The organism is Tabrizicola sp. (genome assembly GCF_022842145.1).
Taxonomy (GTDB): Bacteria; Pseudomonadota; Alphaproteobacteria; order Rhodobacterales; family Rhodobacteraceae; genus Tabrizicola.
On record NZ_JALHQD010000004.1, the window covers coordinates 298827 to 325403 of the forward strand.

Genomic DNA, 26577 nt, shown 5'->3' on the forward strand with positions numbered 1-26577 from the left:
CTTCTGCTGTGGGACACGGCGTCAGAATCCGATCCAGGACGGACGACCGACCCGGCGGATGACGGCGTAGATGATCAGGGGGCCGACGATCCCGGCAAGCGTGCCAAGGATCATGTGGGCGGTGAGGTCGGGGGTGAAACGGCCCAGCACGGCGCGGGTGCCGGCGGAAAAGATCGTGTGGGCAAGGTAGATGCCCATCGACGCGATGCCGAGATAGGCCAGAAGGCGCAGGGGCGCAGTCTGGCGGCTATTGGTCAGAAGGTAGACCACCGCCAGCGCGGCCAGGGACAGAGCGATGCCCAGAACCTGGGCGACGAGCAGGGATTGCGGCAGCTGAAAACTGGCCGCCTGAAAGCCGACAAAGACGGCAACGGCGATCAGGAAGGCGAAGGCACCCTGCGGTCGCCAGTTCGTTTGGCCCAGCGCCAACCCGGCCAGGAACGCCCCCGCATAGGTCGCGGCGCCGACGGTCCAGGCGTTCAGGCCGACGGGCGTGAAGCTGGAGGCGAGCACGACAAGCCCGGCCAGGGCAGCCCAGGTCGGCGCAGAAAGTGGGCCAGTCACGAAACGGATCAGAGCCAGCACGACGAGGTGCTGCAGAAACAAGGCCCAGAGGAACCAGAAGTGGTCCCGCGGGGGCAGGGGGAAGAACAACAGGCTTTCCAGCCCCGACATCTGCGTATTGGCCGCATCCCCCGCTGCAAGCCGCGCGGCGGTGAAAAGATAGGTCCAGAGGACCAAGGGCCACAAAAGCCGCGTCACCCGGCTGAAGGCTGCCTCGCCCACGGGCCGGCGCAGCGCCCAGGACTGAAAGGTCATGCCCGACAACAGGAAGAACAGCGGCATGTGGAAATTGTAGATCAGCCGGTCCACCAGCTGGAACGCCCAGGCATTGCCGATCATCCCTGCCGTCTCGAGCCCGCGCCAGGCATGGCCGATGACCACGAGGATGATGCCAACGCCCTTGGCGACATCCATCCACATGTCTCGGGTCTTCGGGCTGGCCTCGGCGGTGAGGGTCATGGGGTTCCTGACTGGGGTCTGGGTGGCTGGCTTGCCGGACCGGGTCCGGCAAGCCGCTTCACATCACACCAGCACCGCGCCCTTGGCGCCGATCACGCCCTGGGTATCGGCATCGCCAAGCAGCATCTCGTTGTGCGGCTTGCCCGAGGGGATCATCGGGAAGCAGTTTTCGTGCTTTTCGACCAGGCAGTCAAAGATCACCGGGCCGTCGTAGCGCAGCATCTCCATGATCGCATCGTCCAGGTCTTTCGGGTCGTCGCATTTGATGCCCTTGCAGCCGAAAGCCTCGGCCAGCTTGACGAAGTCGGGCAGGCTTTCGCTCCAGGACGAGGAATACCGCTCGCCATGCAGAAGCTCCTGCCACTGGCGGACCATGCCGAGGCGTTCGTTGTTCAGGATAAACTGCTTGACCGGGGCGCGGAACTGCATCGCGGTTCCCATTTCCTGCATGTTCATCAGCCAGGAGGCCTCACCTGCCACGTTGATGACCAGCGCCTCGGGGTGGGCGATCTGCACGCCAATCGACGCGGGCAGGCCGTAACCCATCGTCCCCAACCCGCCCGAGGTCATCCAGCGGTTCGGGTCCTCGAACCCGAGGAACTGGGCTGCCCACATCTGGTGCTGGCCAACTTCGGTGGTGATGTAGCGGTCCATCCCCTTGGTCAGCGCCTCAAGCCGCTCCAGCGCGTATTGCGGTTTGATCGTGGTGGTGGAGTTCTTGTACGAGAGGCACTTCACCGCGCGCCATTCCTCGATCTGCGCCCACCACTGCGACAGGCCACGCTGGTTGGTCTTCGACCCCCGCGCACGCCACTGGCGCAGGACTTCCTCCAGCACGCGGGACACGTCGCCGACGATCGGCACCTCGACGCGGATCACCTTGTTGATCGACGACGGGTCGATGTCGATGTGCGCCTTGCGGGATTTCGGGCTGAAATCCTTGATCCGACCGGTGATGCGGTCGTCAAAGCGCGCGCCGATGTTGATCATCACGTCGCAGCCATGCATCGCAAGGTTGGCTTCGTAAAGCCCGTGCATCCCCAGCATGCCGACCCAGTTCTTGCCGGACGCCGGATAACAGCCCAGACCCATCAGGGTCGAGGTGATCGGGAAGTTCGTCTCGGCCACCAGCTCGCGCAGAAGCTGGCTTGCGCGCGGGCCGGAGTTGATGACACCGCCGCCGGTGTAGAAGATCGGACGCTCGGCGCTTTCCATAAGTTCGACCAGACGGGCGATCTGGGCCGGGTCGCCTTCGGTCCGGGGCTGGTAGTGGCTGATCTTCGCATTTTCGGCAGCGACATAATCAGCAGTGGCGAACTGCACGTCCTTCGGGATGTCGACCAGCACCGGGCCGGGACGGCCGTGTGTGGCGACGTGGAAGGCCTGGTGGATGGTGTCGGACAGCTTTGCCGTGTCCTTCACCAGCCAGTTCATCTTGGTGCAGGGCCGGGTGATCCCGACGGTGTCCGCCTCCTGGAAGCCGTCGGTGCCGATCATGAAGGTCGGGACCTGTCCGGTCAGCACCACGATCGGGATCGAATCCATCAGCGCGTCGGTCAGCCCGGTCACGGCGTTGGTCGCGCCGGGACCCGAGGTCACCAGAGCGACACCCGGCTTGCCGGTGGACCGCGCATAGCCTTCCGCCATATGGACCGCGCCCTGTTCGTGACGCACCAGGATGTGGCGGATGTCGTTCTGCAGGAAAAGCTCGTCATAGATCGGAAGCACGGCGCCACCGGGATAGCCGAAGACGACCTCGACACCCTGGTCCTTCAGGGCCTGGACCACCATCTTCGCACCGGTCATCTGCTTCGACATCTTCGATCTCCTTCGCGCAACAAAAAGCCCCCGGAGTTTCCTTCGGGGGCGCATGGGAACCACTATGGTCAACCGTTACCGGCCCATGCGCGTCCTTCCTACGATGACAAGAAGTCTGGCCATTGGCCCATCCCCTTCACGTTCGGTTGGAACTTAGGGGCGGATATGCCGGGCGTCAACCGGATTTGCAATACGAAAATGTCGCTAGCGGCCGGTATTTTTGAACTTTTGTTGCGGCAGGATGCCGCGCCACGCAACTTTCACCACTATTTGCAAAAAGGCGCAGAGGCTCTGCCGCGATGGGCAGGTGAATCCACCCTTCGTCTGCGCTATGGCAGACGCCGGAACGGTGGGGCTGATCCTGCCACACGGGAGACTGACATGAAGCTGTATTATTCGCCGGGCGCCTGCTCGCTGGCCTCGCACATCACGCTGAACGAAGCGGGCGTGGATTTCACCGTGGAAAAGGTTGACGTCCGCGCCAAGCGCACCGAGACCGGCGCGGATTTTACTGCCATCAACCCGCGCGGAGCGGTGCCAGCGCTGGACCTTGGCAACGGCGATGTGCTGACCGAAGGCGTCGCGATCATGCAGCACGTGATGGACAGCGCCGCTCCGGGCTCGCTGCCCGCGCTTGGGACGATTGCCCGCGCCCGTATGGCCGAGGCGCTGAACTACGTCTCGACCGAAGTGCACAAGACCTATTCGCCGTTCTTCCGGGGTCTAGACGGTGATGCCAAGGCGGCGCAGCTGGGTCTTCTGGACGCGCGTCTGCAGGTGGTCGAGGACCGTCTGGCCGACCGCGACTGGATGGCAGGCGACGCCTATACTCCGGCAGACGCCTATTTCTTCACGGTGACGAACTGGTCGAAAGCCTTTGCCCATGACCTGACGAAGTTCCCGCGCATCACCGCGTTGCGCGACAAGGTCGCGGCGCGCCCCGCTGTGCAGAAGGCTTTGCAGGCCGAAGGTCTGGCTGCCTGAGGGTCACAGGCGGGGGGCCGATCCGGCCCCCCAGGCTTTCAGCCGATAAGCAATAGATAGGCGCCGTAGGTCGCCAGAAGCCCGGCGCCCGCGATGCGCGGCAAGCCTCCCAGCACGAAGGCCACAACGGCTAGCCCGACGGACGAGGCAGCAACCCACCACATGTCGACGGCGGCAAAACGTGCCTCGGCCGGGATTGGAGCGATCAGCGCGGTGAGCCCGAGGATGCCGAAGATGTTGAAGATGTTCGACCCGACGATGTTGCCCACTGCTATCTCGGTATGCTTGCGGAATGCCGCGATCACGCTGGTCGCCAGTTCCGGCAGTGACGTGCCGACGGCGACGATGGTCAGCCCGATCACCGCTTCGGAGATGCCGAACTCGCGCGCGATGGTGGTGGCGCTGTCGACCAGGAAGCCCGCCCCGATCACCAGAGCGACCAGCCCCGCGCCGGTCATGACCCAGGGTTTCCAGTTCGGGCCGAAGGTTTCGGTCCCACCCTCGGGCGGGTGGCCGCTGCCGGCGGTGAAGGCGACTGTCAGGAAGGCAGCCAGACCAGCGAGGAGGATCAGCCCATCCAGCCGCGTGACCTGTCCGTCCAGTAGCATGACCCAAATTGTCGCGGTGGCGGCCAGCATGAAGGCAAGGTCGCGCCAGAGTTTGCGGCCGGGAATGATCAGCGGGGCGATCAGGGCCGAGATGCCAAGGATCAGAAGCACGTTGCCTATGTTCGAGCCGATCACGTTGCCGATGGCGATGCCCGGCTGATCTGCCAAGGCAGCCTGGACCGAGACAATCAGCTCGGGTGCCGAAGTGCCGAAACCGACAATGGTGAGGCCGATCAGAAGCGGCGACAGGTGGAAGGCGCGGGCGATGGAGGAGGCGCCGCGTACAAGGAACTCTCCCCCGGCCACAAGGATGACAAGGCCAACAAAAAACATAAGGTAGGTCACAGGGTTCCCCAAATTTGGTTTGGCCAAAGGTTGGGCGACTGCGTCGGAATGCAAGGGCGATCTTGCCGATTTCGTCTGTTGCCCGTCCAATTGCCTAGGGTTGTGCAGGTTCCGTGGCGGCCCGGTAACAGACGGCGTTCAGCTTGTTGCCGTCCGGGTCGCGGACATAGGCCGCATAGAAATGCGGGCCATACTGCGGGCGCAGCCCCGGCGCACCTTCATCTGTGCCGCCATGGGCCACGGCCGCCGCGTGGAAAGCGTCCACCGCAGCGCGGGTATCGGCCAGAAAGCTGACCATCGTCCCGTTCCCCGGTGTCGCGGGGGACCCGTCGAAGGGCTGGGTCACCCAAAGATGCGGCCCGGGATCGTCCAGACCCCAGGCGGCGGAGCGGTCCTCGGGGTCAAAGTCCTCGACCCTCTGGTGGCCGAGTGGCGCGAGCACTGCGTCATAGAAGGGCAGGGCACGTGCAAGGTCGCGAGTGCCTAGCGAGACATAGCTGAACATGGGGCCTCCATCCTGCGGTTTCGGCAATCTCGGCCGACGCGCCGGGGATTCCAAGGGCACTCAGCCACAGGGCGCGTTCATTCCGAGGTCCTCTCGCCCTGCGTGCGGAATATGCTTCCCATATTGCAGGACGGGAAATAGGCTCTATGTCCTATCAACCCCGTACGCTTTTTACAGGGCGTGAACGGGTCAACCATATGGGAGGAGTACTGCATGGATAGACGTTCATTCTTGACCAAGGCCTCGGTGGGCGGCGTTGCTGCCGCGGGTGCAGCGACGCTTGCGGCCCCTGCGATCGCGCAGGAAAGCCCGACGGTGACCTGGCGGGTCACGTCGTCGTTCCCGAAGTCGCTGGACACGATCTACGGCGCTGCCGAGACGATGTCCAAATACGTGGCCGAGGCGACGGACGGCAAATTCCAGCTGCAGATCTTCCCCGCGGGCGAACTGGTTCCGGGTCTGGAAGCGGCGGACGCCGTTTCGGCCGGCACGGTCGAGGCCTGCCACACCGCCAGCTACTACTACTGGGGCAAGGACCCGACCTACGCCTTGGGAACCACGGTGCCCTTCGGCCTGAACTACCGCCAGATGAACGCCTGGCTGTACTACGGCGGTGGCATCGACCTGATGAACGAGTTCTTCAACACCCAGAACCTGCATTACCTGCCCTGCGGCAACACCGGGGTGCAGATGGGCGGCTGGTACCGCAAGGAGATCAACAGCCTTGCGGACATGCAGGGTCTGAAGATGCGGATCGGTGGCTTTGCCGGCAAGGTGATCGAGAAGCTGGGCGTCGTGCCGCAGCAGATCGCGGGCGGCGACATTTATCCGTCGCTGGAGAAAGGCACCATCGACGCGGCCGAATGGGTCGGGCCATATGACGACGAAAAGCTCGGCTTCCAGAAGGTCGCGCCCTACTACTACTATCCCGGCTGGTGGGAAGGTGGTCCGACGCTGTCCACGATGGTCAACCTGGCCAAGTGGAACGAGCTGCCGAAGTTCTACCAGGGCGTTCTGTCGACCGCCTGCGAGGCTTCGAACTCGAACATGATGGCAAGCTACGACTACAAGAACCCGACCGCGCTGAAGAACCTGGTGGCGAACGGCGCGCAGCTGCGGCCCTTCCCGCAGGACGTGCTTACCGCCGCCTATGAGGCAGCTATGGCGACCTATGCCGAGATCAGCGCCACCAACGCCGCGTTCAAGAAGATCCACGACAGCCAGACCGCGTTCAAGAAGGACGCCTATCTCTGGGCGCAGATCGCGGAATACAACTACGACGTCTTCATGATGACGCAGCAGCAGGCTGGCAAGCTGTAAGGCTTCCGACCCCGCCAAGAGGAAAGGCCCCGGATTGCTCCGGGGCCTTTTCTTTTTATGCGGGGCGTCAGGGGTTGATGACTGGCGCGCCAAGCTTCGGCAACCCGCCCGGGGCAGGCAGTGCACTTTCGGCCGGGGCGGTGCCGCCAATGTTCGGTGCACCGAGCTGCGGCGCGCCCGGCAGTCCGGGCAAGCCCCCCGGTGCCGGTGTCGCCCCGCCCGTGCCCAGCGGGGTAAGTGTCGGCACCTTGATCTCGATGGTCGAGGCGTCGACCACCGGGCCTTTGTAGTGCATCACGACCTGCGGGAAGAAGACGACCACAAAGATCATCGTCACCTGGATGATGATGAAGGGGATCGCACCCTTGTAGATCTCGCCGGTCTTGATCCCGTCCATCTTCTTGCCGGTGACCTTGTCGAGGTATGGCACCTTGGCCGCGACCGAACGCAGGTAGAAGAGCGCAAAGCCGAAGGGCGGCGTCAGGAACGAAGTCTGCAGGTTCACCCCGATGATCACCCCGAGCCAGATCAGGTCGATCCCCAGGGTCTGTGCCGGGGCGATCAGAAGCGGGACGAGGACGAAGGCGATCTCGAAGAAGTCCAGGAAGAACCCCAGGACGAAGATGATCAGGTTCACCACCAGAAGGAAACCATACTGTCCCCCTGGCACGGCGGTCAGCAGCTCCTCGACCCAGACGTGGCCGTTCACGCCGTAGAAAGTCAGGCTGAACATGCGCGCGCCGATCAGGACGAACATGACGAAGGCTGACAGCCGCGTGGTGGCGATCAGCGCCGATTGCAGGACCGGGAACTTGAAGCGCCCCTTGGCCCAGGCCAGGATCATCGCGCCCACGGCCCCCATTGCACCGCCCTCGGTCGGGGTGGCAAGGCCGATGAAGATCGTCCCCAGCACCAGGAAGATCAGGGCCAGCGGCGGGATCAGCACCATGATGACCTGCTGCGCCAGACGCGACAGCAGGTTGATGGCGAGGTAGCGGTCGGCCAGCGCGTAGAAGTAGACTACGAGGGTAGCGATGGTGGCGCCGAGCACGTCGGCGTTGGCTCCCCAGGCGTCATACCACAGGTAATGCGCCGCGTAGCCGATGCCGACCCCCGCAGCCAGCGCCACCAGAAGCGAGGTGACACCCCCGCCCAGCGTTCGCGCCTCGGGTGGCAGCGCAGGGACTTTATGCGGCTGGAAGATCGCGACCATGCAGATGTAGCCCAGATACATGCCGGTCAGGATCAGTCCGGGGATCAGTGCGCCCTTGTACATGTCGCCCACCGACCGGCCCAGCTGGTCGGCCAGCACGATCAGGACCAGTGACGGCGGGATGATCTGCGCCAGTGTGCCGCTTGCCGCGATGACCCCCGTCGCCGTGCGCCGGTCATAGCCATAGCGCAGCATGATCGGCAGCGAGATGAGGCCCATCGCGATGACCGAAGCTGCAACGACGCCGGTGGTTGCGGCCAGAAGTGCGCCGACAAGGATCACCGCGAAGGCCAGTCCGCCGCGGATCGGCCCGAAAAGCTGGCCGATGGTGTCAAGAAGGTCCTCGGCCATCCCGCTTCGTTCCAGGATGATCCCCATGAAGGTGAAGAAGGGAATCGCGAGCAACGTCTCGTTCGACAGGACCCCCCACAATCGTTGCGGCATGGTGCCGAGAAGCGGCCAGTCCAGGGTGATCTCGCCGTTGGAATAGGGGGCAAGCCAAACGCCAATGACGAAGAAGATCATGCCGTTCGCGGCAAGGGCGAAGCTGACCGGATAGCCATAAAGCAGGAAGACGACGAGGCTCACGAAGATGATCGGAGCCATGTTGTGCGCGATGATCTCGATCATTTCTTCCCCTCAGCAGCGGCGGTTGCAGCGTCGGCGGCGGCCTTGACTTCGGCCGCCAGTTCCTCGGCCTCTTTCAAGGCCTGCTCCTGGGCCGAGATGAAGGGATGGGGGTCCTCCATCCACCCGCGCATCACGGCGATCTTCTTGATGATCTCGGCCACGGCCTGAAAGGTCAGCATCACGAAACCGGCCAGCAGGATCGCGCGGGCGGGCCAGATCAGCAGGCCGCCCGCGTTGGTCGAAACCTGGCCCGAGTAGAACGCCTGGATGGTGTAGGGCCAGAGGTACCACGCCATCAGCGCGACGAAGGGCAAGAGGAAGAAGATGTGCCCCAGAAGGTCGATCCAGTGCTGTGTCCTGCGACTGCGGGAGCCGTAGAAGACGTCGATCCGGATATGTTCGTTCTGTTGCAGCGTGTAGGCGGCCGCGCCCATGAAGGCTGCACCAAACAGGTACCATTGCAGTTCCAGCCAGGCGTTGGACGACAGGTTGAACAGCTTGCGGCTTACGGCATTGCCCGCGCTGACCAGCACCGCAAACAGGATCAACCAGACAACGGATTTACCGATCAACGCATTCACGCGGTCAATGCCGCGTGCGATGGCAAGCAAAGCCTGCATCCCTTACCCCTCCCGTTGACGGCCGCCATTTGTTCGGCGTGCCAGTTCGCAATTGGTAGGGCATCTAGTCGCAGCCGCCAAGAACTCAACCGCGAGAGGAGGAAGATTCTGCCCGGGTCAGGCTATGGCCTTGTCCTTCAGCCGCTGCCCAACCTCGGCAATCGCGCGGATCACCGGCATGAATTCCTGCCCGAGCCCGGTCAGTTGGTATTCGACCGAGGGGGGCGAGGTTTCCATCACCTTGCGGGTCAGCAGGCCCCGTTCTTCCAGCTCGCGCAGGCGTTGGGTCAGGACCTTGGCCGAGACCAGCGGGATATCCGAACGCAGTTCGGAGAACCGCCGCGGACCGGGGGAGAGGTTCCACAGGATGTTCGGCGTCCAGGCCCCGCCGATAAAGGCCATGCAGTCGGACAGGGGGCACATCGGGTGCGGCGTGCGGTTCTTGCGGCATTGCAGCGTCATCGCGGGGCCTCACGGTGGTTCATCTGGAGATAGCGCAGGGGAGGCGTTACCGCAAGTTACCGCAGCGCAAAGTGATCTACCCGGTTGGGCGCTGATCCGACTGGACGCGCCGCGACAAGTCATATCCAAGCTTTCCGAGGACCAGACAGAAGGAACTCCCATGCCATATGTGAACATCAAGATCACCCGCGAAGGCGCCACGTCGGAGCAGAAGGCCGAACTGATCGCGGGGGTCACGGAACTTCTGCAGCGCGTTCTGGACAAGAACCCGGCCACGACCTTCGTCGTGATCGACGAGGTCGCGCTGGAGGACTGGGGGATCGGAGGCCTGCCGGTCCAGGAGTATCGGGCAAAGGCCAAGGTCAATGGGTGACGGCATCCGCTATGCGGCCCTGATGTTCGCGGCGGGGATGGGCGTGCCGCTTCTTGCCGGGCTGAATGCGGCGCTGGGTCAGCGGATCGGCTCGCCCATCGCCGCCGGGGCGATCATGTTCGCGCTGGCGTTCGTGGTGGCGCTGGTGGTGCTGGCTGTCTCGGGGCAGGGGGCCGCACTTGCCAAGGCGCCCGGTCAGCCGCCGGTCCTGTTCCTTGCCGGTGCGCTGATGGTGTTCTACCTTTTGTCGATCACCTTCGTCGCCCCGCGCTTCGGGCTGGGCAACGCCATCCTGTTCGTCCTGCTGGGCCAGATCGTCAGTTCGACGCTGATCGACGCCACCGGACTGATGGGCCTGGCCGCGCGGCCGGTCAGCGGCACAAGGCTTCTGGGTCTTGCGGTGATGGCCGTCGGGATCGCGCTGAGCCAGCGGGGCTGACCGGGTTACCCGGCGCGCGGGCCGATCAGGTCCCAGCGGTTGCCGAAGGGATCGCGCCAGACGGCGACAGAGCCGTAGACCTCGTGCCGTGGTGCTTCCTCGAACACCACGCCCGCGGCCAGCATCGCGGCGTGGTCGCGGGTAAAATCGTCGGTCTGCAGGAACAGGAATACCCGGCCGCCCGCCTGGTTGCCGATGGAGGCGACCTGCGCCGCCCCTTCGGCCCGGGCCAGAACCAGCCGCACTCCGCCACCGGAAGGCTCTACCGTCACCCAGCGCTTGCGGCCTTGGTCAATGTCCTCGACCTGCCGGAAGCCAAGCTTGCCCACATAGAAGGCGAGTGCTTCGTCATAATCGGGCACGACCAGCGCCAAGGCCGAGATGCGGGAGGTCACAGCCGCGTATCGGGCAGGCTGATCCGCGCCACCTGTTCGGCGATCGGGTCCACGGACAGCGGGTGCAGGTCGGCGGCATGGTCGGAGGGCTCGCCCATCGCCACCCATTCGCCGCCCTTGTAGATCTCCAGCGCCGAGAAACCCGCCTTGTAGCCCATCTTGCGGCTGCCCGGCACCCAGTAGCCCAGGTAGACGTAAGGCAGCCCGGCCTCGCGCGCGATGGCGATGTGGTCCAGGATGACGTAGGTCCCCAGGCTCATGTCCGTCAGGTCCGGGTCGTAAAAGCTGTAGACCATGCTGAGGCCGTCATCGAAGACGTCGGTCAGGCAGACGGCAGCCAGCGCGCGGCCACGGTCACCTTCGGCGGCGGGTCGGCTGTATTCGATCACGCGCGACTTGATCGGGGTCTCTTCGATCATCGCCGCGAACTCGAAGATGTCCATGTCGGCCATCCCGCCGTCCGCGTGGCGCTGGTCGAGATAGCGGCGGAAGAGCGAGAACTGGTCTTCCGTCGCCCAGGGGCTGGTCGCATTCCGCCGCAGGTCGGACGCCTTCTTCATCACCCGCTTCTGCGTCCGCGAGGGTTCGAAATCCGCCACCCGGATCCGCGCCGACAGGCAGGCCGAACACTCGGCGCAGGACGGGCGGTAAAGCACGTTCTGGCTGCGGCGGAAGCCCTGCTTCGACAGCGTGTCGTTCAGCTTTTGCGCATGTTCGCCCTGCAACGCCGTGAACAGCTTACGCTCCATCCGCCCCGGCAGGTAGGGGCATGGCTGCGGCGCCGTCACGTAGAATTGGGGCGTCAGGGGAAGGGAATGGCGCATCGGTTTCGGATCAGGATTGGATTGGCGCGAAGCCTAGCAAGCGAAAGCCGATCCGCCAAGCGTCCCCGTGCGGAAAAGGAAAACCCGCCCGTGCGGGGACACGGGCGGGGCAGGGGTCATGCGGTCAGGCGATCAGTATTCGCCCGCACGCGCCCCCGGTTCGGGCTTCGCTTCGCTTTCCGCGGCGTCCTGGGCCGAGGTCGCCCGGGCCCGTTCGTCCATGAAGCTGTCAAACTCGGACTTGTCCTTCGAGGTCCGCAGGCGCTGCAGGAAAGCCTCGAACGCTTCCTGCTCTTCTTCCAGACGGCGCAGAGCCTGCGCCTTGTAGTCGTCGAAGGCATGGTTGCCGGTGGGCTGGCCCGCGCGCATCGCGTGGCGGCCCCAGGAGTGGTCAGTGGCTTGGCGGCGCTGGCCGCAGGACCGTGCGAACATCTTTTTTCCCCAGATCATGTAGGCCAGAAGGGCAAGGCCAACGGGCCAGAAGATGATGAAGCCCAGTACCATCGCGGCGATCCAGGCCCACTTGCCGCGCTGGTCAAGCCAGCCCTCGGCACGACGGAAGGCATTGCGGATCCCGCCAGGCCGGGCGGTGTCGGAAGTCATGTACATCGGCGGGTCTCCAGTTGATGTGAATGTCTTTCACATGAGGGAAGATGGACTCAGCCTAGCCCGGCTGCAAGAGCCTATGTGAAGTATTTTTACATCGTGCGGCGGCAGGCTTCTTTTCGCCTATCCGGTGAAGTCCGCGAGGGTTGCGCCCGCGGCCCGGACCAGCGCGTGCGGCTTAACGCTGAACATGTGGCGGGGCGTGCCGGCTGCGGCCCAGACTTCGGGGAAAGCCAGCAGCCTCGGGTCCGCGAAGGTGGGCGAGGGGGTCAGGTGCCCAAGCGGCGCCACCCCGCCGATCGCAAAGCCGGTGACGCTGCGCACCACGTCGACCTCGGCCCGCGACAGGGCCTCTCCGGCCAGCGCCGCGGCCTTTGCGGGGTCCACCCTGTTGCCGCCTGCCGTAAGGAACAGGTACAGCCGACCGCTGGTGCCCTGGAAGAGGATCGACTTGACGATCTGGTCCACCACCACGCCAGCCTCTGCCGCCGCCGCCTCGGCGGTGCGGATCTCGGCCGCAGCCGCGACCACGTTCGAAGGAATGCCGGCCGCCTGCAGCGCGGCCGCGACGCGGGCCAGGGATTTCGACATGGGTGCCTTTCTGTTTTCCTTCAGCCAACCACCCCGGCCCGGTCCCGTCAATCGGCTGGAGGAGTTGACGCTTCCGCCCTGCCGCAGCAAGGTCCGCGCATGACCCTTGCCGCCCGCATCACCCGCACGCCCATCGCCTTCGACACCGCCGCCGCCGCCGACCTGCGCGCTGACATTTCCGGCTTTGCTCCCGAGGTGATGGACCTGATGGCCGCCACCGCCGCCTGCAGCCTGTTCCTGCGCGGCCTGATGCTGCGCGAAGCCGACTGGCTGCGCGAGGCGGTCGAGGCCCCCGAGGCCGCGCTTGCCGCGACCCTCGCCATCGCCGACGGCCTTACCGCCGAGGCGCTTGCCCTGGCCCTGCGCGAAGCCAAGCGCCGCGTGGCCCTTCTGGCGGCACTTTGCGACGTCGGTGGGGCCTGGTCCCTGGAAGAGGTGACGGGCGCGCTGACCCGCCTTGCCGACCGCGCGGTCCACCTTTCCCTGACCACCCTCGTGGCCGAGGAGATCCGCCGCGGCAAGCTGCCCGGTGCCACCCCGGACGACGCCGCAACGGCTGGCGGGATGGTGGCGCTGGCGATGGGCAAGATGGGGGCAGGAGAGCTGAACTATTCCTCCGACATCGACCTGATCTGCCTTTTTGACGAAACCCGCTACCCCGGCGAAGAACAGGAGGCCCGCGCCAGTTTCATCAAGGTCACCCGCCGGATGACCGCGATCCTGTCCGATGCGACCGACGGCTATGTCTTCCGCTCTGACCTCCGGCTGCGCCCTGATGCTTCGGTCACGCCGGTCTGCCTGTCGATGGCCGCCGCCGAAAGCTATTACGAGGCCGAGGGACGCACCTGGGAACGCGCCGCCTACATCAAGGCGCGCCCCTGCGGCGGGGACCTGCAGGCCGGGGACCGGTTCCTGAAGACCCTCACGCCCTTCGTCTGGCGCAAGCACCTGGACTTCGTCGCGATCCAAGACGCGCACGACATGCGCCTGCGCATCCGCGACCACCGGGGCCTGCACGGGCCAGTCACGGTGGAAGGTCACAACATGAAGCTTGGCGCGGGCGGCATCCGCGAGATCGAGTTCTTCACCCAGACCCGCCAGCTGATCGCCGGGGGCCGCGACCCCAGCTTGCGCGACCGGACCACCGTCGGCGGTCTTGCCGCGCTGGCCGCAAGGGGCTGGGTCCCCCCCGAGGTTGCGGACGAACTGACCACGCTTTACCGCGCCCACCGCGAGGTGGAGCACCGGCTGCAGATGGTCAACGATGCCCAGACCCATGCAATGCCCGCATCCCCCGTGGGTGTCGCCCGCATCGCCGCCTTCTGCGGGCAGACCGAGGCCGATTTCCGCCGGGACCTTCTGGACCGTTTGAACCGGACCGACCGGCTGACCGAGGGCTTCTTCTCGCCCGGTGCAGTCGAGGACGGCCCCGAGCTTTCCGCCAGCGCGCGCGAGATCACCAAGGGCTGGGAAAGCTATCCCGCGCTGCGCTCCGAGCGTGCCCAGTCGATCTTCCGCCGCCTGCGACCCCGCCTGCTGAAGGAGCTTGCCCGCGCGGCCCACCCGGACGAGGCGCTGGTTGCGCTGGACGGCTTCCTGGCCGGGCTGCCAGCCGGGGTGCAGATTTTCGCGCTGTTCGAGGCAAATCCGACGCTGGTCGAGCTGATCATCGACATCGCCGGATCGGCCCCGGCGCTGGCGCGCTACCTGTCGCGCAACGCTGCGGTTCTTGATGGGGTGATCGGCGGCAGCTTCTGGGGCGACTGGCCCGGAACCGCTGCCCTGCGCGCCGAGCTTGCCACCCGCATCGCCACCGCACCGGACTATGAAGGCCGGCTCGACATGGCGCGGCGCTGGATGAAGGAATGGCACTTCCGTGTCGGCGTCCACCACCTGCGGGGCCTTGTCGACGGGTTCGAGGCGGCCAAGCAATACGCTGATCTCGCCGAAGCCGTGGTCCAGGTGATCTGGACGGAAGTCCTGGGTGACTTTGCCCGCAAGCATGGCGCGATGCCGGGGCGGGGTGCCGTCGTCATCGGGATGGGAAGCATGGGGGCGGCGCGGCTGAACGCGGGCTCCGACCTCGACCTGATCGTGATCTATGACGACCGGGGGGGCGAAGGCTCGGACGGCCCGCGGCCCCTGGCCACGCGGCCCTACTATGCGCGACTGACCCAGGCGCTGGTGACGGCCCTGACGGCGCAGATGCCCGAGGGCCGGCTTTACGAAGTTGACATGCGGCTGCGTCCCTCGGGGCGGGCTGGGCCGGTGGCGACCAGCCTGCACAGCTTCACCACCTATCAGGAGAGCGAAGCCTGGACCTGGGAACACCTCGCCCTGACCCGCGCCCGGGTTCTTGCGGGCGAGCCGACGCTGGCGGGTGATGTCGAGGCCTTCCGCCGCGATCTCCTGGCGCGGAAAGGTCAGGGGGAGCGGGTAAAACCCGACGTGGCCGAGATGCGGGCCCGGCTGGCCGCGGCAAAGCCGACGCAAGGGGAGTGGGATGCGAAGAATGGTCCCGGCCGGTTGATGGACATCGAGCTTGCGGCGCAGACCGTCGCGCTCCTGTCGGCAAGCCCCGCGCGCAGCGTCGAACGTCAGATCGCGGCGGGGGCGGGCCGGAGAGTGCCGGATTCGGACGCGCAGGCGCTAAGCTCTGCCTACAGGTTGCTGTGGCGGCTGCACGCTGCGGCGCGGCTTCTCAGTGAGCGCGCGCTGGACTGGCAGGAGCTGGGCGAGGGTGGCCGTGCCTTCATCCTGCGCGAAACGGGGGCAGCGGATGCCGCAACGCTGGCGCGGGATCTGGCGCAGGCGGTGGCAGGGGCGGAAGCCGCCGTGACGCGGTTGGTGGGAACGGCGGACAGGGAGACGGGCGATGGAACTGGCTGAGGCGGACCCCAAGGGGCTGGTGCGGGAAAGCTACCGGATCGACGGGATCACGGCAGGCGAATGCCGGTCGATCTTCATGGACTGGGCGCTGTCGATCCCGGTCGATGCCACGGTACCGGATGCCGTCCGCGTGCTGATCGCGACCTATGGCGCCCCGAACCCCGACCACCCGATGACCACGGTCCTGCACCAGGCGCTGACCGCCCCCGAAGCCCCCCGCCGCAGGGGAGGCCGCACCGGCCGCCAAGGGTCCGTGGGCTGATCGACGCTCGCCCGGAACTCCAACGATTTCCGGGGCGGTTTCGCGGTTAACCGGTCAGGCGCTGCGGGGCAGGCCCGCGGCTTCCCGTGCAAGGGTAGTGATCGCCGCCCAGTCGCCTTTCGCCATCGCCTCCTTTGGCGCGACCCAACTGCCGCCGACGCAGAGGATGTTCTTCAAGGCCAGGTAATCCGGCGCGATCTTCAGGCTGATCCCACCCGTCGGGCAGAACTTCACCTGCGGCAGCGGCGAGCCGATGGACTTCAGGTAAGCCGCCCCCCCCGCCTGTTCCGCCGGGAAGAACTTCTGCACCGTGTAGCCCTTTTCCAGAAGTGCCATGATCTCGGACGCGGTTGCAGCCCCCGGCAAGAGCGGCAGGCCCTCATCCTCGCAGGCCGCGATGATCCGGTCGGTGGCGCCGGGAGAGACCCCGAACATCGCCCCTGCCGCTTTCGCGGCCTTCACGTCGGCGGGCGTCAGCAAGGTCCCGGCACCCACGACCCCGCCCGGAACTTCGGCCATCGCCCGGATCGCGTCCAGTGCCACGGCGGTGCGCAAGGTCACCTCCAGCGCGGGCAGGCCGCCGGCGACCAGGGCCTCGGCCAGCGGGCGGGCATGGGAAAGCTCGTCGATCACGAGGACCGGGACGACAGGGGCCAGGCGGCAGATCTCGGCGGCTTTCAGCGATTGCTGGGCGGGGGTCATGGGTCGGCTCCTTCAGGCCCCGGCGAAGGGGTGGTTGGATGGTGAGGGAGCCTCCGGCGGGGATATTTGGACAAAGATGAAATCGCAATGGCGGTCGGTGCGGGCACCCCCATCTCGAGCCGGTGGAACCGGGGGGAGACGGGGGGCCTTTCACCTTTGGCGGTCATCGGCGTCCCCGCCTGTACCGCCTGGTCAACCTACCTGCTGATTCCTTTCATCTTTGCCAAAATATCCCCGCCGGAGGCAGCAACAGTTCGACCGGGTGCACCCGGTCAGAGAACGAGCGCCGCGCCGGTGTCGGCGGACCCGGCATGGCGGCGGAAGGCGGCGAAAAGTTCGCGGCCGATGCCGAATTCATTAGCGGAGAGGTCCACGGTCACCGGCGCGCGGGACAAGAAGTCCGGGGCCAGCACCGACAATGTTCCCGCAACCGCGTCCAGCCGCACCATGTCGCCGTCGCGCAGCTTGGCCAGCGGTCCACCCGCCGCAGCTTCTGGCGCAACATGGATCGCCGCCGGAACCTTGCCCGAAGCTCCCGACATCCGCCCATCCGTCACCAGCGCCACCCGCAGGCCGCGGTCTTGCAGCACCGACAGCGTCGGGGTCAGCGAGTGCAGTTCGGGCATTCCGTTGGCCTGCGGCCCCTGGAAACGCACCACCACCACGGTATCCCCGGTGAACTCCCCGGCCTTGAAGGCCGCTTTCACCGCGTCCTGGCTGTGGAACACCCGGGCGGGTGCCTCGATCACATGCCGGTCGGGTGCCACGGCCGAGACCTTGATGACGCCGCGCCCCAGGTTCCCGGTCAGTTGCTTCAGCCCGCCTTGCGGTGCGAAGGGGTCCGAGGCCGGTCGGACCACCTTTTCGTTGAGGCTTGCCTTCGGCCCGGCGCGCCAGGCAAGGGTGCCCGCGGACAGCACCGGCTCCTGCCGGTAGGACTCCAGCCCGTCGCCGACGATGGTCTTGGCATCGGGATGCAGCAGCCCTGCGTCCAGAAGCTGGCCGATCAGAAATTGCAGGCCCCCCGCCGCGTGGAAGTGGTTCACATCCGCCAACCCGTTCGGGTAGACCTTGGCCATCAGCGGCACCGCTTCCGAGAGGTCCGCGAAGTCCTGCAGGTCCAGGATCACTCCGGATGCGCGCGCCATCGCGGTCAGGTGGAGGACCAGGTTCGTCGACCCCCCCGTCGCCATGAGGCCCACGATTCCGTTGACATAGGCGCGCTCGTCGAGGATCTCGCCCGCCGGGCGGAAATCGTTGCCAAGCGCGGTGATCGCCGCCGCGCGTTCCACCGCCGCGGTGGTCAGCGCCTCGCGTAGCGGGGTGCCGGGGTTGACGAAGCTGGTGCCGGGCAGGTGGAGCCCCATGAACTCCATCAGCATCTGGTTGGTGTTTGCCGTGCCGTAGAAGGTGCAAGTGCCGGGGCCGTGGTAGCTGGCCATTTCGGCGGCCATCAGCTCCTCCCGCGTCGCCTTGCCTTCGGCATAGGCGTTGCGCACCCGGGATTTCTCGTCGTTGGCGATGCCGCTGGTCATCGGGCCTGCGGGCACGAAAACTGCCGGAATATGGCCGAAGGTCGCGGCGGCCATGATCAGGCCCGGCACGATCTTGTCGCAGACGCCCAGGTATAGGGCCGCGTCAAAGCAGTTGTGGCTAAGCGCCACCCCGGCGGCCAGAGCGATGACATCGCGGGAGAAGAGCGAGAGCTCCATCCCCGGTTGGCCTTGCGTGACCCCGTCGCACATCGCCGGAACCCCGCCGGCGACCTGCACCGTCACCCCTGCTTTTGCCGCCGCCGCCCGGATCAGGTCGGGATAGCGTTCGAAGGGCTGATGCGCCGACAGCATGTCGTTGTAGGCCGTGACGATCCCCAGGTTCGGCACCTTGGCCTCGGCCAGAGCGTCCTTTGCCGCGCCCATTGCCGCATAGGCATGTGCCTGATTGCCACAGCTTAGATGCGCGCGGACCGGGCCGTTCGCAACGGCCGTGCCCATCCGCTCCAGATAAGTCCCACGGCTGGTCTCGGAGCGGGTGCGGATCCGGTCGGTGACACGGGCGATCGTCGGGTGCAGTGACATGGCGTCCTCTGAATGGGTCAGGGCAGATATAACATCGACTGTTAGCGCTAACAACCACGATTTCGAGCTGCGCGCAGCGTAATCGGCCCGCAATCCGGCCATTGGTTGCGATCCGGCGACAACGGACACCGGGTTGCCTGATTGTCGACCGAATCTTTGCCGGGACGGTCCAAATGCCAACACGGAACCGTGAGACCACGGGACAGCATAATCAGTCACCGGGGTTTTCACCATGAAGAAGCTTTCCATCCTTGCACCTGCGGCCCTTGCCGGCGTTCTGTTGTCCGCGATGGTGCTTGCCGCTCCGCAGCCGGTTGGCGGCACGGCGCCGCCGGTCCCCACGCTGGACCGGGCTGCCGCCTACAAGCTTGCCACCGCCGACTGATCCCCCAACCACCCTTCCGGGTCGGCACAAAAGCGGCTATGCGGTCGGCTTGGGTTGCAAGGTCCGGAAGGGGTCAGAATGTCGGAAGTCGAGGGATCGCTCAGGTCTTTGCCGGTCGTGCGGTTGAAGCCAAAGGCCGAGGCGCGGGCGATCCGGCACGGTTTCCCCTGGGTCTATGCCGATGAGCTGGTGACCGACCGCCGCACGCAGGGCCTTGATCCCGGCGCGCTTGCGGTGCTGGAGGATGGCGAGCGGCGGCCTTTGGGGCTGGTCACCGTCAATGTGAAGTCGAAGATCATCGCCCGGATGCTGGACCGCGACCCGGATGCGGTGATCGACCGGGCCTGGTTCGAAGCCCGGCTTTCGCGGGCGCTGGCGCATCGCGCGCGGCTTTATGCCGAACCTTTCTACCGCCTCGTCCATGCTGAATCCGATGGCCTGCCGGGCGTGGTCATCGACCGTTTCGGCTCGGTGGCGGTGGTCCAGCCAAATGCGGCCTGGGCGGAAGGTCACCTTGAGGACCTCGTCGCGGCACTGGTTGCGGTGACGGGGGTGGAGACTGTCATCAAGAACGGCTCTGGCCGGTCGCGCGGGCTGGAGGGACTGGCGGAAGAGGTCGTGGTGATCCACGGGTCCGAGCCCGCCGGACCGATCGCGGTCCCGATGAGCGGTGCGACCTACATGGCCGATCTGATGGGTGGTCAGAAGACCGGCCTTTTCTTTGACCAGCGTGAGAACCACGCCTTTGCCGCCCGGCTTTCGCGCGGCGGAACCGTGCTTGATGTCTTCAGCCATGTCGGCGGTTTCGCCCTCGCGGCTCTGGCGGGCGGGGCGACCGAGGCGCTGGCCGTCGACGCCTCGGCGCCTGCGCTGGCTTTGGCGGAGCAGGGGGCCAAGGCGTCGGGGTTTGCCGACCGTTTCACCACCCGGCAGGGCGACGCCTTCGAGGTGCTGGAGGCCCTGGGCGCCGAAGGCGCGCGCTTCGATCTGGTGATCTGCGACCCGCCAGCCTTTGCGCCGGCGAAACCCGCGCTGGAGGCGGGGCTGCGTGCCTATGAACGCCTCGCGCGGCTGGCGGCCCCGCTGGTCGCACCGGGCGGATACCTGGTGCTGTGTTCCTGCTCTCATGCGGCGGACCTGCAGGCGTTCCGCAACGCCTCGGCCCGGGGCATCGGGCGCGGCGGGCGGCGCGGGCAGATCATCCACACCGGCTTTGCCGGCCCCGACCACCCGGTCCTGCCGCAACTGGCGGAATCGTCGTATCTCAAGGCGCTGGCCTTCCGGCTGGACGGGTAGGGTGGGCAACACTGCCCACCCTACGCCAGCGAAGGGGGTGCCGAAGGCGGTCCTTGATGCTTGTGTCCTGTATCCGACGATCCTGCGCGAGATCCTGCAGGGTGCGGCCGAAGCCGGACTTTACCAACCGGTCTTCTCGGAACGCATCCTGCGCGAATGGGTGCTGGCAACCGCCAAGCTTGGCCCTGCAGCGCCGGCCATCGCGGAAGGTGAAGCCGCACTTCTTCGCGCCACGTTTCCGCGCGCCGTGACCCGCGAACACCCGGAAATCGACAAGCGCCTGCTCCTGCCCGACCCCAACGACCGCCACGTCCTAGCCACGGCCATCGCCAGCGGTGCCGATGGCATCGTCACCTTCAACGCCCAGGATTTTCCCGGCCACGTCCTTGCGGCCGAGGGGATTACCCGACGCGATCCCGATGGTTTTCTGTGGGAGCTGCAATCCCGGCACCCCGAGGTCATCGGCGGGGTCGTGGAAGCCGTCCGAGCCAAGGCCGAGGCAATTTCCGGTCGGCCTCAGCCCTTGAAGCCGTTGTTGAAACGCGCGCGGCTTTTCCGGCTGGGAAAGGCGATGGGCGCCTAGTCCCTTTCAGGACGTCTGCCGATCGCCCACCCAGCGCGCCTCATTGGCCTCGATCGCCGCGATGCGTTCATCGGTCTTCGGATGGCTCATCAACCAGGCCGGAATGCCCTGACCGCGGTTCTGTGTCAGCGCGCCCAGCTTGCGGAACAGCGACTTCTGCGGCCCGGTCCCGATCCCCGACTTGATCAACAGCGCCGAGGCATAGGCATCCGCCTCGAATTCGTCCCTGCGGCTCAGCCGCGCCATCAACGCCGTCGCGATCAGGTTGGCGATCCAGATGCCGATGATCGGCAGGAAACGGTTCAGCAGCGCCGACAACATCACGAAAACCGCGTTCTGCCCGGTGAAATCGATCATCCGCCGTCGCATGTGCCCCATCGCCACATGCCCCAGTTCATGCGCGATCACGCTGGCCAGTTCCTCGTCCGTGACCTCGCCCTTCGAACGCCGGTCGAGAAACCCCCGCGTCAGGTAGATCCGCCCGTCCGGAGAGGCGAGGCCATTGACCGGCTCGACCTCGAACACCCGGACTTCGATATTCGGCACCCCCAGGGCCGCGGCCATCCTGCCTGCAAGCCGCACCAGTTCGGGATCGCGCAGAAGGACCGACTTTTCATCCAGCATCTGCCGGGTGCGCCAGACCGAGACCTGCATCATCAGGACGGCATAGGCCACGGCCACGAGAAGGGAGAGAAGAAGTGCGCTCATGACCGGGATATATGCCGGACCGGGCCCGCTTCAAACCCCCGCACGCGCAGGTCCGAAAAGCCAGTAGCCAAGGGCGAGCACAGCCCCCAGACCTCCGACCATCCCGAGGACAGAGCCGAGCATCCCGCTCGCCGCCGCGATGTTCCCCGCAAAGCCGTAGCCGGTCCCGACGTAAAGCCCCGCCCAGACCGCCTCGCCGGCCAAGCCTGCCGCGGTGAACCGCGCCCAGCCCAGACCGGTACTGCCTGCCAGGAGATTGACCCAAGGCCCAAGCGGGCTGACCAGCCAGCGCGAGAAGAACACGGCCAAGACCCCCCGCCGGTCCATCAGGGCATCCGCCCGGGCCAAAAGCCGGTCGCGCGCCGGATCGGCCCGAAGCCGCGTCAGAAGCGACAGGCCCAGCCCGCGTCCGGCCCAAAAGCCAAGCTGATCCCCCGCGACCGCGCCCGCCGCCGCGGAAAGGAAGGCCTGCCACAGGACAAGGTCCCCGGCCGCGGCAAATCCTCCCGCCGTCAGCATCAGGATCGAGGCCGGAAACGGCAGGGCGAGGCAGGACAGGAACGTCGTCGCCGCAAGAAGCCAAAGCCCGTACTGCGGCACCAGTTCCAAAAGCCAATTGGTCATTCCGACCCCGCCTGCATCCGGTCCAGCGCCGCCTCGACCTCGGCGATCACCGTTTCGACCGGCACCCGGCGATCCCGGGCAATCTCGGCCAGGGGTTGGGGATGGCCTTTCACCTCGGGCAGGGGCAGGCCCGCCTCCGCGTCCAGCTGGCGCGGCTCCACACCCCACGATCGCGCGACATAGCCCACCGTCATCCAGGGCTCGACCGGCATCTCGCTGTGGGTGGCCCAGTAGGCGGTGAAGAAGACCAGCCGCCCGGCAAAGAACAGCGTGACCGCGCAGGCCATCAGGAAAGCCGAGGTCAGCCAGGGCCGCGTGCGCCAGGCAGCGAAAAGCCGTTTCATCGCAGCTCCCTTATTCCGCGCGCCAAGCCGTCCAGCGTCATCGGCACCATGCGGCCCTCGAAGATGTCCCGGATCAGCGCCGTCGAGCGCGCATAGCCCCAGGCCCGCTCCTCGACCGGATTGATCCAGACATGATACGGCCACTGCGCGCGGATCCGTCGCAGCCACAGCTCGCCCGCCTCTGGGTTCCAGTGTTCGTTCGCACCGCCGGGATGCGTCACTTCATAGGGCGACATCGCAGCATCTCCGACCACGATCACCCGCCAGTCGGCGCCATAGGTCCGGATCACGTCCCAGGTTGGAGTCTGGTGATCCCAACGGCGGCGGTTGTCGCGCCAGAGACCCTCGTAGATGCAGTTGTGGAAGTAGAAGACCTCCAGATTCCGGAACTCGGCCTTGGCGGCGGTGAAAAGCTCTTCCATCACCCGCACATGCGGGTCCATCGACCCGCCGATGTCCAGAAGCAGCAGCACCTTCACCGCATTGCGCCTTTCGGGGCGGGTCTGCACGTCCAGCCAGCCCTGCGCCGCCGTCGCGCGGATCGTGCCGTCCAGGTCCAGCTCCTCGGCCGCGCCATCGCGCGCCCAGCGCCGCAACCGGCGCAGCGCCAGCTTCATCGTCCGCGTGCCGATCTCGGCGTCGCCGTCCAGATTGCGGAACTCGCGCTTGTCCCAGACCTTGACCGCCCGCTGGTGACGGCTTTGGTCCTGACCGATCCGGACTCCCTCGGGGTTGTAGCCATAAGCCCCGAAGGGTGAGGTCCCCGCCGTGCCGATCCACTTCGAGCCGCCCTGGTGGCGGCCCTGCTGCTCAGCCAGCCGCTGGCGCAGCGTCTCCATCAGCTTGTCGAACCCGCCCACGGCCTGAATCGCTGCTCGTTCCTCGGCTGAAAGATGCCGCTCGGCCAACTTCTCAAGCCAGTCGCGGGGGAGATCCAGCGCCTCCAGCACCTGATCCGGCGTTACCGCCTCCAGCCCCGAAAAGGCGCGTCCGAAGGCCCGGTCGAAGCGGTCGATGTGACGCTCGTCCTTGACCAGCGTCAGGCGCGCCAGGTGATAGAAACCTTCGGCGTCATAGATCACCAGCCTTGCGGCCATCGCTTCGAGAAAACTCAGAAACTCGCGCAGGGAGACTGGCACCCCTTCTTCCCGCAAGGTCTGGAAGAACGGAAGGAACACCGCTTAAGCCCCGGTTTCTGTGGGTAGATCGGAGAGGAGCCTGCGAAAGCTCCGAAGCGGAATCCTGGATAATTCCGCTACCCGCTGCATCAGGCACGCAGCAAGCGGTCAAGGTAGATGGTGATGAAAAGGCCCATCAGCGCGAAGATCAGACCGTGGACGAAAGCATATTGCAGGATGTCGGCCACCTTGCCGCCCCGTGCCTTGGCGCGCAGGCCACCGCCGATTGCGCCCACCAGAAAGCCGCCGATCACGAACATGCCGCCCCATTTCCGGGGCGCGCCGATGCGCCCCTAGCCCTTGTCTGCGCGGTCGGCCACGGCGGCGATGTCGCGCATCCGGGCCTGGACCACCTTGTCAGGCCCGAAGCCATAGCGCGCGTGGACTGCGCTGTCCATGCGCAGCGCCGTCGCAGCGGCCGGGTTGCCCAGCGCGTCCAGCGCCTCGGCCTTGATCAGCATGAGCGTCGCCAGAAGGGCCGCGTTCTGGTGCCGTTCGACGACCGGAATGGCCCGGTCGGTGAGGCGCACCGCCTCTTCGGCCAACCCTCCGGCCAGCGCCATTGCCGCCATCTGCATGTCGACATGGGCCAGGTGTACCTCGCCCCCCGGCAAACTGGCGTAGATCGCCCCGGCGCGCGAGAAAGCCTCGACTGCGCGCGCCGGGTCGCTGCCTGCAGAGAGGCGCCCCACGGCGAACCAGCTGAACGCCAGTCGACTGTCGCGCCAGCCCCGCGCGACCGCGATGTCCAGCGCCCGCTCGGCCGATGCCTTGCGCGCGGAAACCGAGCCATTGCGGCCCAGCGATGTCTCGATAGCCCGGCTCCAGTCCGGCGGATTGCCCGCCTGCAACCCGGCGCGCGCCCCAAGCCGCGCGGCGACCTCCGCTTCGGTCATGCCGCTGACCAGCCCGGCAGAGTAGGTCAGCCGCAGGATGTCCATGTCGAAGCCGGTCAGCACCGAATGGAAATTGTCGTCGTTGAAGACACTGTCCGGCAGCCGGTAAAGGTCGTTCAGCGGTCCCAGCGCCTGGGCAAGTTCCTCGTGGAGGCAGTCGCGCACCTCTTGCGGGCTGGTGTCGGACGGAATGAAGATCGCCGCCCGCTCGCGCCGGGTGACCAAAGCCCAGTCCACCGCGTCCGACCCCCGCTGTCGCCGGTATTCGGCCAGGGAGCCGACGTTCGGCACCACGAAACAGGCGGCAGTCGGGGCCAGACGGCGCAGTTCGGACCGGCTTGCGAATTCGACGGTGATGGTCGCGGCACCTGAAGCGGGCCGGATGTCGATCCCCGCTTCGGACTGCAGCCGACCGATCAGGACCCCCAGGTCGCGCGGTGCCGTCGCCGGCACATCACCGGTCATCGCAACCGTCACGGGCCCCTCGAACCGGCTGAAGGTCGCCAGCCAGCGGCCGCTTTCCATCGCGAAGGTCAGGTCCATGAAGTCCCGCACCAGTGACCCGTCCGACCCCGGGGCCGCGACCATCTGCAGGGCACCCGACGTGTCAAAACCAGCGCCCACCTCGGCCAGAGGCCGGTTCTTCGACACTTGCGCCGGCGGGGCACAGGCCGAAACCACGCCAAGCGCAGCGATCAGAAGGGGCAGGCGCATAGGAATGACCGTCAGGCAGCGGGCCCCGGGCAGCAGGGTCGGGGCAAGTGTCCGGCTGGCACCGGGCCGGAGTCAATTCCGGAAAAATGTCGGATTTTCGGGACACTACCCCTCGCGGTTGATGTTGCGAAGGGCGCAGGATGTATCCAGCGCGGTCACGGATTGTTACAATTCGGACAATGGGTGGGACGCTATTTCGCCATAAGACGAGGCATGGTTGATTCGGCTTGCCGACCTATCCACCCATGATCGCGGCCATAACCCTGCGCAAAGGCTACCGCTGTCCCCGCGCCATGAAGGCCAGCCGTTCGAACAGCTGCACGTCCTGCTCGTTCTTCAGCAGCGCGCCATGCAGCCGGGGAAGCGCGCTTTTCGTGTCCTTCCGCAGGTCCTCGGGCGCCAGATCTTCGGCCAGCAAAAGCCGCAGCCAGTCCAGCACCTCGGACGTTGAGGGCTTCTTCTTCAGCCCCGGCACGTCGCGGATCTCGTAGAACTGCGTCAGCGCCGCCGTCAGAAGCCGGTCCTTGATGTCCGGGAAATGCACCTTCACGATCGCCGCCAAAGTGTCCGCCTCGGGAAAACGGATGTAATGGAAGAAGCATCGCCGCAGGAAAGCGTCGGGCAGCTCCTTTTCGTTGTTCGAGGTGATGATCACCACTGGCCGGTGCTTTGCCCGGACCATGTCCCCGGTCTCGTAGACGTGGAACTCCATCCGGTCCAGTTCCTGCAGCAGGTCATTGGGAAACTCGATGTCCGCCTTGTCGATCTCGTCGATCAGCAGGACCACGCGTCCCTCCGCCTCGAAGGCCTGCCAAAGCTTGCCCTTGCGGATGTAGTTGCGCACGTCATGCACCCGCTCGCCACCAAGGCCGGGACCCAGCTGGCTGTCCCGCAACCGGCCCACCGCATCGTATTCGTACAGGCCTTGCTGCGCTTTGGTTGTGGACTTCACGTGCCACTCAATCAGGGGTAGGGCAAGCGCCGCCGCCACCTGCCGCGCCAGTTCGGTCTTGCCCGTCCCCGGCTCGCCCTTGACCAGCAAGGGTCGCTGCAATGTGACCGCAGCGTTCACCGCAAGCGCCAGATCGTCGGAGGCGACGTAGCGGGATGTCGTGGCGAATTTCATGGTGATTACAACATCCTGACGGCCGCAGTTTCACAA

The 26577-nt window shown here is 66.1% G+C and carries 29 protein-coding genes; 9 read left to right on the forward strand and 20 right to left on the reverse strand.

Annotated elements, in window-relative coordinates:
* Nucleotides 1-21: 21 nt before the first annotated feature.
* On the reverse strand, nt 22-1023 hold the full coding sequence (locus Q0C42_RS12525; protein ID WP_295076112.1) for an acyltransferase family protein: 1002 nt from the start codon (nt 1021-1023) through the stop codon (nt 22-24).
* Nucleotides 1024-1086: 63 nt separating this feature from the next.
* Complete coding sequence (locus Q0C42_RS12530; protein WP_295076115.1) at nt 1087-2841, reverse strand: acetolactate synthase 3 large subunit; 1755 nt, start codon at nt 2839-2841, stop codon at nt 1087-1089.
* Nucleotides 2842-3222: 381 nt separating this feature from the next.
* Between Q0C42_RS12530 and gstA the strand changes: the two genes are divergently transcribed.
* Entirely contained in the window at nt 3223-3825 is a 603-nt protein-coding gene (gstA, locus tag Q0C42_RS12535) for a glutathione transferase GstA (RefSeq protein ID WP_295076118.1), read from the forward strand.
* A gap of 38 nt (nt 3826-3863) precedes the next feature.
* On the opposite strand, the gene Q0C42_RS12540 is transcribed toward gstA, so the two are convergent.
* The gene (locus Q0C42_RS12540) at nt 3864-4766 is read right to left on the reverse strand and encodes a calcium/sodium antiporter (RefSeq protein ID WP_295076121.1); all 903 of its coding nucleotides are present in this window, start codon (nt 4764-4766) and stop codon (nt 3864-3866) included.
* A 106-nt stretch (nt 4767-4872) separates the two neighbouring features.
* Nucleotides 4873-5283: a VOC family protein gene (locus Q0C42_RS12545; RefSeq protein WP_295076124.1), complete on the reverse strand. Its 411-nt coding sequence runs from the start codon at nt 5281-5283 to the stop codon at nt 4873-4875.
* Nucleotides 5284-5496: 213 nt separating this feature from the next.
* Here Q0C42_RS12545 and Q0C42_RS12550 point away from each other — a divergent pair, with 213 nt between their 5' ends.
* Nucleotides 5497-6603, forward strand: a complete 1107-nt coding sequence (locus tag Q0C42_RS12550) for a TRAP transporter substrate-binding protein (protein ID WP_295076127.1) — start codon at nt 5497-5499, stop codon at nt 6601-6603.
* A gap of 67 nt (nt 6604-6670) precedes the next feature.
* Here Q0C42_RS12550 and Q0C42_RS12555 read toward each other — a convergent pair whose 3' ends face one another.
* The 3 genes from Q0C42_RS12555 to Q0C42_RS12565 form a co-directional block, all read right to left on the reverse strand.
* Nucleotides 6671-8446: a TRAP transporter large permease subunit gene (locus Q0C42_RS12555; RefSeq protein ID WP_295076130.1), complete on the reverse strand. Its 1776-nt coding sequence runs from the start codon at nt 8444-8446 to the stop codon at nt 6671-6673.
* The gene (locus Q0C42_RS12560) at nt 8443-9066 is read right to left on the reverse strand and encodes a TRAP transporter small permease subunit (protein ID WP_295076133.1); all 624 of its coding nucleotides are present in this window, start codon (nt 9064-9066) and stop codon (nt 8443-8445) included. The genes Q0C42_RS12555 and Q0C42_RS12560 overlap by 4 nt, the downstream gene beginning before the upstream one ends.
* Before the next feature lie 117 nt (nt 9067-9183).
* The gene (locus Q0C42_RS12565; protein WP_295076136.1) at nt 9184-9528 is read right to left on the reverse strand and encodes a helix-turn-helix domain-containing protein; all 345 of its coding nucleotides are present in this window, start codon (nt 9526-9528) and stop codon (nt 9184-9186) included.
* A gap of 160 nt (nt 9529-9688) precedes the next feature.
* Here Q0C42_RS12565 and Q0C42_RS12570 point away from each other — a divergent pair, with 160 nt between their 5' ends.
* On the forward strand, nt 9689-9901 hold the full coding sequence (locus Q0C42_RS12570; protein WP_295076139.1) for a 4-oxalocrotonate tautomerase family protein: 213 nt from the start codon (nt 9689-9691) through the stop codon (nt 9899-9901).
* Nucleotides 9894-10340, forward strand: coding sequence for a DMT family transporter (locus tag Q0C42_RS12575; protein WP_295076141.1), 447 nt, complete (start codon nt 9894-9896; stop codon nt 10338-10340). The genes Q0C42_RS12570 and Q0C42_RS12575 overlap by 8 nt, the downstream gene beginning before the upstream one ends.
* A gap of 5 nt (nt 10341-10345) precedes the next feature.
* Here the strand turns inward: Q0C42_RS12575 and Q0C42_RS12580 are convergent, their stop codons facing one another.
* The 4 genes from Q0C42_RS12580 to Q0C42_RS12595 all read right to left on the reverse strand — a co-directional run bounded on the left by Q0C42_RS12580 (nt 10346) and on the right by Q0C42_RS12595 (nt 12756).
* Nucleotides 10346-10735: a VOC family protein gene (locus tag Q0C42_RS12580; protein ID WP_295076143.1), complete on the reverse strand. Its 390-nt coding sequence runs from the start codon at nt 10733-10735 to the stop codon at nt 10346-10348.
* Entirely contained in the window at nt 10732-11559 is an 828-nt protein-coding gene (locus Q0C42_RS12585; RefSeq protein WP_295076146.1) for an arginyltransferase, read from the reverse strand. Before Q0C42_RS12585 ends, Q0C42_RS12580 begins: the two co-directional genes overlap by 4 nt.
* Nucleotides 11560-11691: 132 nt before the next feature.
* The gene (locus Q0C42_RS12590; protein WP_295076333.1) at nt 11692-12162 is read right to left on the reverse strand and encodes a DUF2852 domain-containing protein; all 471 of its coding nucleotides are present in this window, start codon (nt 12160-12162) and stop codon (nt 11692-11694) included.
* A gap of 126 nt (nt 12163-12288) precedes the next feature.
* On the reverse strand, nt 12289-12756 hold the full coding sequence (locus Q0C42_RS12595; RefSeq protein ID WP_295076148.1) for a YbaK/EbsC family protein: 468 nt from the start codon (nt 12754-12756) through the stop codon (nt 12289-12291).
* 99 nt (nt 12757-12855) lie between these two features.
* Here Q0C42_RS12595 and Q0C42_RS12600 point away from each other — a divergent pair, with 99 nt between their 5' ends.
* Nucleotides 12856-15645 (forward strand): glutamine-synthetase adenylyltransferase, encoded by a 2790-nt coding sequence (locus Q0C42_RS12600; protein ID WP_295076150.1) that lies wholly within the window; start codon nt 12856-12858, stop codon nt 15643-15645.
* On the forward strand, nt 15632-15907 hold the full coding sequence (locus Q0C42_RS12605; protein ID WP_295076152.1) for a hypothetical protein: 276 nt from the start codon (nt 15632-15634) through the stop codon (nt 15905-15907). The genes Q0C42_RS12600 and Q0C42_RS12605 overlap by 14 nt, the downstream gene beginning before the upstream one ends.
* Nucleotides 15908-15961: 54 nt before the next feature.
* On the opposite strand, the gene eda is transcribed toward Q0C42_RS12605, so the two are convergent.
* Both eda and edd read right to left on the reverse strand, forming a co-directional pair.
* The gene (gene eda, locus Q0C42_RS12610) at nt 15962-16609 is read right to left on the reverse strand and encodes a bifunctional 4-hydroxy-2-oxoglutarate aldolase/2-dehydro-3-deoxy-phosphogluconate aldolase (RefSeq protein WP_295076154.1); all 648 of its coding nucleotides are present in this window, start codon (nt 16607-16609) and stop codon (nt 15962-15964) included.
* Between the two features lie 272 nt (nt 16610-16881).
* Nucleotides 16882-18687, reverse strand: a complete 1806-nt coding sequence (edd, locus tag Q0C42_RS12615; protein ID WP_295076157.1) for a phosphogluconate dehydratase — start codon at nt 18685-18687, stop codon at nt 16882-16884.
* Between the two features lie 232 nt (nt 18688-18919).
* Here edd and Q0C42_RS12620 point away from each other — a divergent pair, with 232 nt between their 5' ends.
* The 3 genes from Q0C42_RS12620 to Q0C42_RS12630 all read left to right on the forward strand — a co-directional run bounded on the left by Q0C42_RS12620 (nt 18920) and on the right by Q0C42_RS12630 (nt 20951).
* Nucleotides 18920-19072, forward strand: coding sequence for a hypothetical protein (locus Q0C42_RS12620; RefSeq protein ID WP_295076160.1), 153 nt, complete (start codon nt 18920-18922; stop codon nt 19070-19072).
* A 78-nt stretch (nt 19073-19150) separates the two neighbouring features.
* Nucleotides 19151-20368 carry an RSP_2647 family RNA methyltransferase gene (locus tag Q0C42_RS12625; protein WP_295076162.1) on the forward strand — a complete coding sequence of 406 codons (1218 nt, stop codon included), beginning with the start codon at nt 19151-19153 and terminating at the stop codon, nt 20366-20368.
* Nucleotides 20369-20405: 37 nt separating this feature from the next.
* Nucleotides 20406-20951: an RSP_2648 family PIN domain-containing protein gene (locus Q0C42_RS12630; protein ID WP_295076165.1), complete on the forward strand. Its 546-nt coding sequence runs from the start codon at nt 20406-20408 to the stop codon at nt 20949-20951.
* A gap of 6 nt (nt 20952-20957) precedes the next feature.
* On the opposite strand, the gene Q0C42_RS12635 is transcribed toward Q0C42_RS12630, so the two are convergent.
* The 7 genes from Q0C42_RS12635 to Q0C42_RS12665 form a co-directional block, all read right to left on the reverse strand.
* Nucleotides 20958-21659, reverse strand: coding sequence for a M48 family metallopeptidase (locus Q0C42_RS12635; protein ID WP_295076167.1), 702 nt, complete (start codon nt 21657-21659; stop codon nt 20958-20960).
* 30 nt (nt 21660-21689) lie between these two features.
* Nucleotides 21690-22283: a DedA family protein gene (locus tag Q0C42_RS12640; protein ID WP_295076171.1), complete on the reverse strand. Its 594-nt coding sequence runs from the start codon at nt 22281-22283 to the stop codon at nt 21690-21692.
* Nucleotides 22280-22627: a hypothetical protein gene (locus Q0C42_RS12645; protein WP_295076174.1), complete on the reverse strand. Its 348-nt coding sequence runs from the start codon at nt 22625-22627 to the stop codon at nt 22280-22282. Before Q0C42_RS12645 ends, Q0C42_RS12640 begins: the two co-directional genes overlap by 4 nt.
* Nucleotides 22624-23805: a VWA domain-containing protein gene (locus Q0C42_RS12650; protein ID WP_295076177.1), complete on the reverse strand. Its 1182-nt coding sequence runs from the start codon at nt 23803-23805 to the stop codon at nt 22624-22626. The genes Q0C42_RS12645 and Q0C42_RS12650 overlap by 4 nt, the downstream gene beginning before the upstream one ends.
* Nucleotides 23806-23894: 89 nt before the next feature.
* Nucleotides 23895-24065 carry a hypothetical protein gene (locus tag Q0C42_RS12655; RefSeq protein WP_295076180.1) on the reverse strand — a complete coding sequence of 57 codons (171 nt, stop codon included), beginning with the start codon at nt 24063-24065 and terminating at the stop codon, nt 23895-23897.
* Between the two features lie 33 nt (nt 24066-24098).
* Nucleotides 24099-25415 carry a DUF2927 domain-containing protein gene (locus Q0C42_RS12660; RefSeq protein WP_295076183.1) on the reverse strand — a complete coding sequence of 439 codons (1317 nt, stop codon included), beginning with the start codon at nt 25413-25415 and terminating at the stop codon, nt 24099-24101.
* A 274-nt stretch (nt 25416-25689) separates the two neighbouring features.
* Nucleotides 25690-26541 carry a MoxR family ATPase gene (locus tag Q0C42_RS12665; RefSeq protein ID WP_295076186.1) on the reverse strand — a complete coding sequence of 284 codons (852 nt, stop codon included), beginning with the start codon at nt 26539-26541 and terminating at the stop codon, nt 25690-25692.
* Nucleotides 26542-26577: the final 36 nt, after the last annotated feature.